This window comes from Streptomyces sp. NPDC060000, assembly GCF_042737375.1.
Lineage (GTDB): Bacteria > Actinomycetota > Actinomycetes > Streptomycetales > Streptomycetaceae > Streptomyces.
On the sequence record NZ_JBHWUU010000020.1, the window covers coordinates 37209 to 49499 of the forward strand.

9 protein-coding genes are annotated in these 12291 nt (G+C 71.7%); 5 read left to right on the top strand and 4 right to left on the bottom strand.

Features of this window, described 5'->3' with window-relative positions:
• The first annotated feature begins 29 nt into the window (after positions 1–29).
• Positions 30–1514, top strand: a complete 1485-nt coding sequence (locus ACFWBB_RS13270; RefSeq protein ID WP_385270241.1) for an MFS transporter — start codon at positions 30–32, stop codon at positions 1512–1514.
• Here ACFWBB_RS13270 and ACFWBB_RS13275 read toward each other — a convergent pair.
• Complete coding sequence (locus ACFWBB_RS13275) at positions 1480–2238, bottom strand: 2-phosphosulfolactate phosphatase (RefSeq protein ID WP_385270243.1); 759 nt, start codon at positions 2236–2238, stop codon at positions 1480–1482. The genes ACFWBB_RS13270 and ACFWBB_RS13275 overlap by 35 nt on opposite strands.
• 72 nt (positions 2239–2310) lie before the next feature.
• A complete protein-coding gene (locus ACFWBB_RS13280) occupies positions 2311–2475 on the bottom strand; it encodes a hypothetical protein (RefSeq protein ID WP_385270245.1) in 165 nt (54 codons plus the stop codon).
• A 251-nt stretch (positions 2476–2726) separates the two neighbouring features.
• Between ACFWBB_RS13280 and ACFWBB_RS13285 the strand changes: the two genes are divergently transcribed.
• The 4 genes from ACFWBB_RS13285 to ACFWBB_RS13300 all read left to right on the top strand — a co-directional run bounded on the left by ACFWBB_RS13285 (position 2727) and on the right by ACFWBB_RS13300 (position 9066).
• Complete coding sequence (locus tag ACFWBB_RS13285; protein WP_385270247.1) at positions 2727–3167, top strand: hypothetical protein; 441 nt, start codon at positions 2727–2729, stop codon at positions 3165–3167.
• Between the two features lie 303 nt (positions 3168–3470).
• Entirely contained in the window at positions 3471–6503 is a 3033-nt protein-coding gene (locus ACFWBB_RS13290) for a glycosyl hydrolase (RefSeq protein WP_385270249.1), read from the top strand.
• Positions 6504–6777: 274 nt separating this feature from the next.
• Positions 6778–7926 (top strand): abortive phage infection protein, encoded by a 1149-nt coding sequence (locus tag ACFWBB_RS13295; protein ID WP_385270251.1) that lies wholly within the window; start codon positions 6778–6780, stop codon positions 7924–7926.
• Positions 7927–8025: 99 nt separating this feature from the next.
• Positions 8026–9066, top strand: coding sequence for a YihY/virulence factor BrkB family protein (locus tag ACFWBB_RS13300; protein WP_385270252.1), 1041 nt, complete (start codon positions 8026–8028; stop codon positions 9064–9066).
• Positions 9067–9074: 8 nt separating this feature from the next.
• Here ACFWBB_RS13300 and ACFWBB_RS13305 read toward each other — a convergent pair whose 3' ends face one another.
• Positions 9075–9854 (bottom strand): polysaccharide deacetylase family protein, encoded by a 780-nt coding sequence (locus ACFWBB_RS13305; protein WP_385270254.1) that lies wholly within the window; start codon positions 9852–9854, stop codon positions 9075–9077.
• A gap of 187 nt (positions 9855–10041) precedes the next feature.
• Positions 10042–11964, bottom strand: a complete 1923-nt coding sequence (locus tag ACFWBB_RS13310; RefSeq protein WP_385270256.1) for a glycoside hydrolase family 5 protein — start codon at positions 11962–11964, stop codon at positions 10042–10044.
• Positions 11965–12291 lie beyond the last annotated feature (327 nt).

A 12291-nucleotide genomic window follows, 5' to 3' on the forward strand; every position in this document is an offset into this window, starting at 1 on the left:
CCGCCCGACAGGATGGTGGGAACAAGGCCATGGCGCTGTTGGTCATCGCGTCGTGCCAACTGATGGTGGTCCTGGACATCACCATCGTGAACATCGCGCTGCCGGACATCCAGCGCTCCCTGGACTTCTCCACCACCAGCCTGGCGTGGGTGGTCAACGCCTACACCCTCACCTTCGGCGGCCTTCTGCTGCTCGGCGGCCGGGTCGGCGACATCCTCGGCAGACGGCGGGTGTTCGTCTTCGGAGTGCTGCTCTTCGTGCTCGCCTCCCTGCTCGGCGGACTCGCCCAGAACGAGGCCCAACTCCTCGCCGCACGCGCCCTGCAGGGCGTCGGCGGCGCCATCGCGTCCCCGACCGCCCTCTCCCTGGTCAGCACCACGTTCCGGGAAGGGCCCGAGCGCAACCGGGCGTTCGGCGTCTTCGCCGCCGTCTCGGCGGGCGGCGGGGCCATCGGTCTGCTCGCGGGCGGCATCCTCGTCGAGTACCTGAACTGGCGATGGGTGCTGTTCGTCAACGTTCCCATCGGACTGCTCATCGCCCTCGCCACGCCCCGCTTCATCCAGGAATCCGAACGCCACCCCGGCCACTTCGACATCGCCGGCGCGCTGACCTCGACCGTGGGCATGGTGCTGCTGGTGTACGGGTTCATCAGAGCCGCGCAGGAAGGGTGGCGGGACACGCTCACCATCGCCTCGTTCGTCGCGGCCGTCGTCGTCCTCGCGGTGTTCATCATGGTCGAGCGGCGCTCCCGGCAACCGATCACGCCGCTGCACATGTTCGCCGACCGCAACCGGGCGGGCACGTACGGCATCATGCTGTGTCTGGCCGCGGCGATCTTCGGCATGTTCTTCTTCCTCACGCTCTTCGTGCAGAACGTGCTCGGCTTCAGCCCGCTCGCGGCCGGCTTCGCCTTTCTGCCGGTCAGCGCGGTCATCGCGGTCGGCGCCGGACTGGCCTCACGGTTCCTTCCCACGTTCGGCCCCAAGCCCTTCATGGTGGTGGGCGCGCTCCTCGCGGCGGGCGGGCTGTCCTGGCTGACCCTGACCGACGTGGACTCCACCTACGCGGGCAGTGTCCTCGGCCCGATGCTCGTCTTCAGCCTGGGTATGGGCATGGAGTTCGTCTCCCTCACGCTGATGGCGCTCTCCAACGTGTCCCCGCTGGAGACCGGCGCGGCCTCCGGACTCCTCAACGCCACCCAGCAGGTGGGTGGTTCGCTCGGGCTGTCCATCCTGGTCACGATGTACGGCACGGCCAGCCGCAACGAGGCGGCCAAGCAGGTCCCCGACTTCCTGGCCCAGGCGACCCCCGTCGAACGCCTGCGCTTCCAGCGAACCGGCCAACTTCCCGCCCCGTGGTCCGACGAGGTGCTCACCGCCGGTGTCTCGGCATCCTTCGTCATGGCGGCGATCTTCACCGTCCTGGCTGCCCTGATCGCGATCGTGGTGATCCAGGTCCGCCCCTCGGACCTGGAACGCCTCAAGGGCGGCTCGGTCCCGGGTGGCGGCGTCTGACACACGCCCGAGCGATGGTCACACATGATGCGGCCGGAGGAGCATGTGCTCCGGTTTCTCCGGCTCCTCCTCCGGCTCCTCCTCCGGCTCCTCCTCCGGCTCCTCCTCCGGCTCCTCCTCCGGCTCCTCCGGGGCTGGCCGGAGTGGCTCTCATGGCGAACGGGAATCGGTCGGCTTCCAGGCAGAGCGGGACGTCGTCCGGGTGGAGGCCCGGGTACCCGTGCCGCAGGCCCTCGGTCATCTCGGCGGCACGGGCCGGACGGGCCGCGCGCCGGAGGCAGCGCTCGGCGTCGGGAGCCGAACCGGCGGCCAGACCGGCGATGTACTGGGCACAGGCCAGGTCCTCCTCGGCCAGCCCTTCGTCACCGGTGATCACGAAGGTCACCCGCCGCACTCGGTGTGCCGCGAGCGCGCGGGCGGTCGCCGCGGCCACGGTGAAGCCGGCGCACAGCACCAGCGGGGCGTTCCGGGCGGCCAGGGCCCCGGCCGTGCCGTTCGTGGTCTTCAGCAGCAGGGTGCGGCCGGAGGTCGAGTGAGCGCAGGCGGCCGGGGGAGCTGACCGTGTCGAAGCCGGGCGCGGGCGGGCCGTCTTCACCGACACCCAGTCGGGGTGACGGGCCTTCAGAGCGAGGGCGCCCGCCAACGACCTGGCCGGCACGACCTGTTGGGCGCCCCGGGCGAAAGCCCAGGCAGTCGTGGTGAAAGCCCGCACCACATCGATCACGACGACGGCGGAGGGACCTTCCGGCAGCCCGGTCGGTCCGCCCGGTCCGCCCGGTCCGCCCGGTCCGCCCGGTCAGCCCGGTTCGCCCGGATCGGCCGGATCGGCCAGTGCGGCCAGTGCGGCCAGTTCGGCGATGCCGAGGAAGGAGGTCTCCACCCCGCCGTGATCGCGCTTCCGCCGCCCGGGCAGCCGGGCCGCCCGCTGTCGCACCCGTCCGGGCCGACCGGTTGACGGCACGGGCAGAGGCCGGCCGCCGGCATGGCGCTGGGAGCGGGAGATGCCTGAGTCGCCCGGGCCTGCCAAGGAGTGGGCGTACCTCCCGTGTTCGCCGAGGCGGCCGCGGAGACGTTCGGACGATGGGAGGCGCACAAGGACGACCCGACCGTGACCGGTGGGCAATTGATCGCCGATCTCGTTCAGAGGGCTCATTCGTCCACGTTGCCCGGCCGAACGGGTTTGCCGTCGCGGTGAGCGGCAACGCGTTGTCCATGAGTGAACCGAACAGGAAGACGAATGAAGAGTCCGCAGCCGAGCGGGTGACCGCGTCCAAGGCCCGGCACACCGCGGACAAGGCGACCGCTCCGGCGGCCCGGGCGGCGAAGAACGCCGCGACGAAGACGGACGGCGCCGCCTCGGCCACCAGGGCCGGCGTCCAGCGCTCGGCCGAGGTGACGACCGGTGCCGTGCAGAGTGCCGCGCAGAGCGCCTCGCGGGGCGTCGAGGCGAGCCGCCAGGCGATCGTCGCGACGTCGGGCCAGGTCGCCGCGACCGCCAAGACGGCTTGGACGGTCATCGCGAACCGGAAGCTGATCGCCGCCGGTGTGGGTGCCGGGGTGTCCGCGCTGACCGCCGCCTCGTACGCCGTGGGCCGTCGGTCCGCCCGGCAGGCGCACGGTCCTCTCACCCGGCTCACGGGCGGCCGGATCTGACCCTTCCAGGTCGCGGTCAGCAGGTCGGCCCCCGGTGTGTGAACGCACCGGGGGCCGGGCCGTTTCAGGACCGCTGATCGCTTCCGTGACCACCGCGATCCACCGTGATCCCCCGCCCGTCGTCGGACGCGGGGCCGAGAACCGCGGTTGCGCGGGATCGGCTTGACCCTGCCTCACCATCCATTTCCTTCACCCGACTTGATCCGTCCGACATCTTGACCTTGCTCCGGCCCGAGGCTTAGCGTTCCCGCGTCGAGTTGCATTGAAACGATTCAGACCGAGAACGATCACCTGGGAGCGCTCATGCGGGAACCGGTCGAGCAGGCCGACGGAATGTCACGACGGGCGGTCCTCGCCGCGGGGGCGACGGTGGGCATCACGGCCGGGATCGGTGTGGCCCTGGGGTCCGGGACGCCCGCCGCGGCGGCGCCGTCCGCCGCCGGCGTACTGGGAGCCACCGCCGACTGGTTCGCCGTTCCCGCCCGCCAGGTGCGACCCAGGTTCCGCTGGTGGTGGCCGGACGGTCTGGTGAACGCCGACGAGATCGCACGCGAGATCGACCAGATCGCGGACGCGGGATTCGGCGGAGCCGAGATCGCCGCCGTCCACCACAGCGTGAAGGACAAGTCGGTCCTGGACACCGCGCACCACGGCTGGGGCAGCAGACCGTGGCGCGACGGCGTCGAGGCCGCGCTGCGCCGCGCCGCGAGACGGGGTCTCACCATCGACCTCACCCTCGGCCCGAGCTGGCCCGTCGCGGTACCCGGCGTCACCCCCGACGACGAGGCGGCAGCCAAGGAACTCGTCCACGGCCGCGCCTCGTTGACCGGCGGAGCCACCTTCCGGGGACCGGTGCCACCGCCCGTGCACGCGCCCGCCGCAGGGGTGACCCGGCAGCGGCTCCTCGCCGTGCAGGCCGCCCGCGTCGAGCCCGCGTACGCCACGCGCAAGGAGACCGGCCTCGATCCGGCCAGCGTCCTCGACCTCACCTCCACCGTCACCGAGGACGGCACCCTGACCTGGACGGCGCCCGAGGCAGGGGAGTGGGTGTTGATCTCCTACTGGACGCGTGGCAGCGGTCAACAGCCCGAGTCGGGGCCGCACTCGGCGCCCGCCGCCTACGTGGTCGACCACCTCGACCCGGCGGGCACCGCGGCCGTCACCGAACTCTGGGAGCGGCAGCTGCTGACCCCCACCCTGCGCAGCCTCTTGAAGGCGGCGGGCGGCGCCTTCTTCGAGGACTCCGTGGAACTCGAGACGGACGGCCTGACCTGGACACCCACCCTGCCGGACGCCTTCGCCAAGCACACCGGCCGGCCCCTGCTGCCCTACCTGCCGGCCCTGATCCTGAGCGGCGGCAACCAGGTGTTCGCCTTCGAGGCGCAGCTGACCCGGCAGATCAGACACGACTTCTGGGAGACCTTCTCGGAACTGTTCAACCGTCACCACGTAAGCGCGCTGCGGGACTGGGCCCACTCCCTCGGCATGAGTCTGCGTGCCCAGCCCTACGGCCTCCAGACCGACGCGATCGAGTCCGCGGCGCTCCTCGACCTCCCCGAGGGCGAATCCCTGGGCTTCAAGAACCTCGACGACTTCCGCTGCCTCGCCGGCGGCCGTGACATGGCGGGCCACAGGGTGCTGTCCTGTGAGGCGGGCGCCTACAACGGCAGCGCGTACAGCACCACCTGGGACCGTTTCCTGCGCACCATGGGCGGCGCCTACGCGGCGGGCGTCAACCAGACCGTCGTCCACGGCTTCTCCTACGCCACCGCACCCGGCGTGAGCTGGCCCGGCTTCGCCGCCTTCAGCCCCTACAACGGCGGCCCGGGGTACGGCGAGTCGTGGGGACCCCGGCAGCCCAGCTGGCAGCACGTGGCGGACATCGCCACCTACCTCGGCCGTGTGCACGGCGTGCTGCAGGCCGGTACCGCCCGCGCCGACGTCGCCGTCTTCCGGCAGACCGGTTACGCCGCCACCGGGATCGGCGCGTCCTGGTTCACCGCGACCGGCGTGCCGCTCGGCTGGTCCCACCAGTTCCTCAGCGGTCCGCTGCTCGATCTGCCGAACGCCACCGTCTCGGGCGGCCGGCTCGCCCCGAACGGACCGGCCTACAAGGCCCTGTTCGTCGAGGGGGACTTCTTCTACTCCTCCACCCCCACTCTCGCCACGGCCGACGCCCGCCGGCTGCTGACCCTGGCCGAGGCGGGGCTGCCGGTCGTCCTGCTGGGCGCCTTCGACCAGCCGCTCACCCCGGGCGTCCCCGACGACGGCGAGACCGACCGGCTGCGCGAGCTCCTCACCCGTCTGCTCGCCCTGCCCCACGTCACCCGGATCACCGACAAGGCCGCCGTGGGCGACGCCCTCACCGGGCTGGGAATCACCCCGGACGTACGCCACGCCACCGCCTCCACCCTCCTGAACGCCCACCGCGTCACCCACGACGCCGACTTCTACTACCTCTGCAACGGCAAGCACGCGGAGACGGTCAAACCGGCCGTGGCCGCCATCGACCACGAGGTGACGCTGCGCCACACCCGCCGGAGCCGGGGCGGGACGACGATCCCCTATCTGCTGGACCCGTGGACGGGCGAGGCCACCCGGATCGCCCGGTACACCGAGGAGGACGGCGAGGTCACCCTGCGGGTCGCCCTTCGGCCCGGTCAGGTGATGATCGTCGCCCTGGGGCGTCCGGGCCTCTTCGGCGACCGGAACGGCGCGCGGCCGCACGTCGTCGCCACGGAAGCGTCCGAAGTGCTGTTCAGCGGACGGACTCTGACGGTCCGTTCGAACGAGGCGGGCACCTGTACGACACGACTGTCCTCGGGCCGTACGGTCACCACGGTCATCCCGTCCGTACCCGCCCCCATCACCCCGGGCCACTGGCAGCTGGACGTCGACGACTGGCGCCCCGGATCCTCCCCGACCCGGACCGAACACGTGCACCGCACGCTGACCCTCGACGCTCTGCTGCCCTGGTCGCGGATCCCCGAACTGGCGGACTCCGCGGGCATCGGCCGCTACCGGACGGCCGTCGACCTGCCGCCCGACTGGACCTCCTCCCACGGCGCCCACCTGGAACTCGGCCAGGTCTCCGACACCGCCCGCGTCACCGTCAACGGTATCGGCGCCCCGCCGCTCGACCGTCTCCGCCAGGTCGTCGACGTCGGTTCCCTGCTCCGGCGCGGCCGCAACGTGATCGAGGTGGAGGTGGCGATCCCCCTCGTCAACCGACTCCGGGTCGCCCAGCCGGCGGTCTTCGGCGCCGTCGCCCGGCAGGACTACGGTCTCGTGGGTCCGGTACGACTGGTGCCGTACGGGCAGGCCACGGTCGCCTGAATCTGTATCTGATCCTGCGGCTGCGGCTGCGGCTGCGGCTGAGGCTGAGGCTGCGGCTCGGCTGAGGCTGAGGTGGCGGCGGTGGCTGAGGTGGTGGCGGTGGCGGTGGCGACGGGGGCCTGGGCCGGGGCGGGACGTACGATGGGCGATGTCCTTCGGACGCGTGCCCGGCGCCGAAGCGACCGGAGTCACCGCCCCCTTCACCGACCTTCGTCGCGCGGATCCAGACCATCGGCCGACTGCGCCCGCCACCCCGCTCCAGCACGGTGGGGGCATGGAGCAGACGAATCGGATCAGTCGGGCCGGGTTCCTGGCCGGGACGGCGGCGCTCGGCGCCGCGGCCGCGCTCGGGCCGGCGGCACGGGCACACGCCACGGAGCGGCGACGCGGGCTGCGGCGCAGGGGTGTCGTCTACACCGTGGGGGAGGGCGAGAGCCCGGCCACCGGGTGGAACGCCGAGCGGATGCGGGCCGACCTCCGCGCCATCCGCCGCGACCTGCACGCCGACACGGTCGACGTCACGGGCGACGGCGTGGAACGCCTCGCGGCGACCGCGGCCGAGGCAGCCGAACACGGCCTGCACATCTGGCTGCAGCCCACGCTGGGCGACGTCCCGGCACGGGACATCCTCGAGCACCTCGCGGAGACCGGCCGGGTCGCGCAGCGGCTGCGCGGACAGGGCGCGAGCGTCGACTTCAGCGTGGGCTGCGAGTTCTGGCTGTTCGTGCCCGGCATCGTGCCGGGGGAGACGGTCCTGGAGCGGGTACGCAACCTCATGAACGGGACCTACGACCCCGTGGCCATGCAGCGGCGCCTGGACGCCTTCACGGCCCGGGCGGCCAAGACCGGCCGCTCGGTCTTCCACGGCCGGCTGTCCTACGCCGCCGCACAGGACGACCAGGTCGACTGGTCCCTGTTCGACGTCGTCGGCATCGACTACTACTCCTCCTTCCCGCGCCCGGCCGGCCACGTGCAGGAACTGCGCCGCCACCTGCGGTGGGGCAAGCCGCTGGCCATCACCGAGTTCGGCACGTGCGCGTACGTGGGGGCCCCGGACACCGGCGGCATGGGATGGGACGTCGTCGACCACGACAAGGACCCCGAGGAGATCAAGGGCCACCTGGTCCGCAGTGAACGCACCCAGGCCGACTACGTCACCGCGCTCCTCGACGCCTTCGAGACGATGGGACTGTACGCGGCGATGGCCTTCGAGTTCGTCACTCCGGATGCCCCGCACCGCGCCGACAACCCCCGCTACGACCTCGACATGGCCTCCTACGCCATCACCAGGACCGTCCAGAATCGCCCCGGTCATCCGGAGTACGGCTGGCACTGGGAACCGAAGGAGGCCTTCCACGCGCTGGCCCGCCGGTACGGCAACCGGCGCACGTGCACCTCACGCCGCGCCGACGCCGACCGCTGATCCGGGCCGTCCCACGTCCGGTGCGTCCGCGCACCACCCCAATTCCGTTTGCCGGCCCGGTCGATGAATGGAGTGGCCCGTCGCGGTTACTCCGGTGTCATGGCAGGAACATCGAAATCTGGCTCCGACGACGCCACGTCGCCGGAGTCCGGGCGTGAGCAGACCGTGGGGCCGGACGAGCGGGTGGAGCGGCGGGCGCCGGACGGGCCGGGGAAGTTGCCGAAGCGGTCCTGGTCGGCCGTGCTGAAGGGCACGCTGCGGGAGTTCAAGGACGACGAGCTGACGGACCGGGCAGCGGCACTGACGTATTACGGCGTGCTGTCGCTGTTCCCGGCTCTCCTGGTGCTGGTGTCGCTCCTGGGGCTGGCCGGGAAGTCGGCGACCGACGAGGTGCTGGACAACCTCCGGAAGGTGGCGCCGGGGTCGGCCCGGGACATCATCAGCGACGCGGTGCAGCAGTTGCAGGGCCGGGGCGGCGTCGGCTCGCTCATGGCGGTCGTCGGTCTCGTGCTGGCGGTGTGGTCGGCCTCCGGTTACACCGCCGCCTTCATCCGCAGTGCCAACGCGGTGTACGACATACCTGAGGGGCGGCCGGTGTGGAAGGTGCTGCCGCTGCGGGTGGGGGTGACGGTGGTGCTTCTGGTACTCGCGGTCGCCAGCGCGCTGATCGTCGTGTTCACCGGCGGTCTGGCCCGTCAGGCCGGCGCCGCGCTGGGTATCGGGGACACGGCGCTGAACGTGTGGTCCATCGCGAAGTGGCCCGTGCTGGTGGTGCTGGTCACGATCATGATCGCCCTGCTGTACTGGGCGACGCCGAACGTCCGGGGCCGCGGCTTGCGGTGGGTCACGCCCGGGAGCGTGCTGGCGCTGGTCATGTGGCTGGTCGCCTCAGCGGGCTTCGCCTTCTACGTGGCCAACTTCGGCTCGTACAACAAGACCTACGGCACGCTCGCGGGAGTGATCGTCTTCCTGGTGTGGCTGTGGATCAGCAACATCGCGATCCTGCTCGGCCTGGAGTTCGACGCCGAGCTGGCCCGGCAGCGCGCCGTCGCCGGCGGGCTGCCCCAGGACGAGGAACCCTACGTCCAGCCCCGGGACACCCGGGCCTGGAGCGACGAGGACAAGCGGCGAGTGGAGTGAACCCGTACTCAGCGCACCGGGAAGCCGAAGGAGTACCCCTGCTGCCGCAGCCACGGCAGCACCTCGCGCAGGGCCGCCACCGTCTGTGAGCGGTCCCCGCCCGCGTCGTGGAAGAGGATCGTCGGGCCGTTGGACACCTCGTTCTTGACGGCGGCGACGATGGCGGCGGTGCCCGGCCGCTCGAAGTCCTTGGTGTCGACGTTCCAGCCCAGCGGCCGCATCCCGTGGGAGGCGGCGAGGTCGCGGCTGTACGGGGTGAAGGCACCGCCCGGGGCCCGGTAGTACTGCGGCCGGACACCCCCGGAGGCCTCGGTGATCATCCGCTCGGCGTCCAGGATCTGCTGGGACTGGTAGGAGTCCGGCTTCTTGTCCATGGTGGTGTCGTGCGAAACCGTGTGGTCGCACAGCCGGTGCCCGTCCGCCACCACCGCCTTGACCAGATCCGGGTGGGCCTTGGCCTGTGTGCCCACCATGCAGAAGGTCGCCTTCACCCCGTTCTCCCGCAGCACCTGAAGGATCTGCGGCGTCCAGGAGGGGTCAGGGCCGTCGTCGATGGTGATGTTGACGCCGCGGGCGCCGTGGTCCGAGGCGTGGGCGATGTCCACCGACACCCGGGCGGGGGCCGAAGCCGCGGCGGAAGGGTGCGCAGGGGCACCCGCTCCCGCCTGCCCTGCGCCGACGGGACCGGCCTGCGCGGTCCATACCGAGGTGACGGCGGCCACCGCCGTCACGCCGACCGCCGCCGCGAGTACCCGGCCGTACCATCCCCGCCCGCCATGCCGCGCCATGTCTGCCCTGTTCTCGTCGTGTCCGTGGATCCCGTGCGTTCGCGGATCCCATGCGACTGTCAGGACGGGAAAAAGACACGATGGGATCCACCTGTTACCGATCACGGACACTTTCGCGCAGGTTCCGGGACGAAAGAGCGTCCGCGTCGGCAACGGAGGGGCGGGAGGGGCCGGTTGGGCGCGGTGTTCAGGGCCGCAGTGGGACGCACAGCAGGGCGGCCGGGCCCGGCGTGCTGCCGATCCGGGTCGTGAAGGCGACGCCGGCGGCGTACTCGTCGGCGGCGCACTGTCCCTTGTACTGGCCCTGGGCGAAGTCGCCGCCGTTGTCGTCGACGGGACGGTTGTCGGACCGGTCGAACCAGACGGTCCGTCCGGTCCGGCCCAGCGAGCTGCGGCCGGGCACGCACAGCGCCGCCGACACGCGCTCACCACGGCGGCCGTAACCGATGAGGAACTGCCCTGTGGGGCACTGGAGTTTGGTGTAGCCGTCGGCCCAGTCGCCGCCTGGCGGGACGTACCGTTCGTCCGTGACGACCGTCTGCGCGTCGCCCGGGGCCCGCGCATCACCGCCGGACGTATCGGTGCACAGCCCCCGGCCGCCGGCGTGGCTGAGGCCGATCAGCCGGAGGCCGTCGGGGCACGCGGCCTTGGAAGCCCCCGGATCCCAGTCCCCGCCGGCCCGTACCAGCCGGGACTGCACGGAGTCGCCGTGATCCGTGGTGAGCATGCGCCTGAGGGGCACCGGCGGGACGAGCCCGGTGCGGGTCTCGGAGGTCATGAGGTGGTTCCAGGCGGCGCCGCGCCAGTCGGCCTGGTCGAGGATGCCGTACCGCCGCCCCGCGGTGTCGTAACGCAGCAGCGCCCAGTCGTCGTGTCCCTCCCAGCCGACCAGGGGCCAGTAGGCGAAGTCGGCGTCGTGGTCGGCGAAGTAGTCGGTGAGGTTGCCGAACCAGGTGCGGGCGGCGGCGCCGGTCTCCTGGGCGCCGATGCCGAACTCGCTGATCCACACGGGCGCGGTGTAGTGCTGTCCTTCCGTGGTCACGAAGAAGGCCTGGTCGGTGAGAGCCTGGAACAGCTGGTCGCGGGTCAGGTCCTGGTAACGCGGGTCGTGGGTCTCGCCGATCCCGGTGGCACCGCTGTGCCTGGGGCCGGTGTAGCCGTAGAAGTGGGCGGAGTAGACCAGCTTGTGCGCGTCCAGGAGGGTGTGCGAAAGCGTGCGGACGGGAGCGAGGGTGGGGCGCTCGTGCGGCAGCCCGTCCACGGGCACACCGGTCCAGTTGATGCCTTCGACGACGATGAGCAGGTCGGGGTTGCCCTCGGTGAGGATGCGGTCCGCCGCGAGTTGGGCCGCGGCGTACCAGTCGTGTCCGTCGCCGAGTCCCCAGTTGGGGTCGTCCAGTACGTCACGGCGTACCTCGTTGTACAGATCCGCGCCCACGACACGGGCGTTGGCGGCGTAACGGCGGGACATGTGGACCCAGTCGTCCGTCCACTGCGTGATGGACTGGCTGCTGTTCCAGCGTTCGTTGCCGTCCACACCGCAGCACCACCGGGAGGTGTTGGTGTGGTTGTTGAGGATGACCGCGAACCCGTCCTGCGTGAGGGCGGCCACGACGGCGTCGTAGATCTGCAGCGGCGTCCTGCCGCGCAGCTGGGGGTTGGCCGCGACCGCGGCGTCCGGCACCTGGGCCGTCGTGTGGATCATCTCGTTGGAGAACGGCAGCCGGATGCTGTTGATGCCGAGCCGGTGGAAGTCGGCGAGCAGCGCGGACAGCGGGGCGCGGTCCAGGCCGAGTGGGATGCCGGAGGAGTTCTGGCCGGCGTGGTGGTTCGCGGGATCGGCGGTACTGCCGCTTCCTGACCAGGAGCCCTGGGCGCCGTCCCAGTTGGCCGACTTCAGGCGGAAGCGCTGCCCCTGGGCGTCGACGATGTAGCGGCCCCGGGTGGACAGGGGCGGCTGCCAGGTGTCGGCCGCCGGGGCAGTGGCCTCGGCGGGGACCTCGGAGACGACGGCGACCGGGGCGGCGGCGACCGCGGCCGGCGCCGGGGTCAGCAGCGTGAGAACCACGGCTGTCGGTGTCAGGTACTTGACAATTCCATGAGTCTGCATCCGGTCCTCTGCGGGGCGCGGTGGGGGTGGCGAACGGCGACCGACAGCCTACGAAATCGAGGCCTGGATGTCCCGGGCACTGCACGGATACGCGCCTGGGCAGTGGTCGACGGCTGTCGAAACCGGTAACCGGCAGTCAGGGAACAGCACTCGGTTACCGGTTCCCGGCAGTCGGCAGTCGGCAGTCGGCAGTCGGCGGACGACCGGCGGCGGCGACAGCCGACGAGCGATGAACGGCCACGAGAGCCGGCGGACGGCAGGCGGGCCGGAAGCCGCTCGCCGTACCGACCAGGGGCCCCGCGCGCGACACCCCGCACGGCTCGGCGC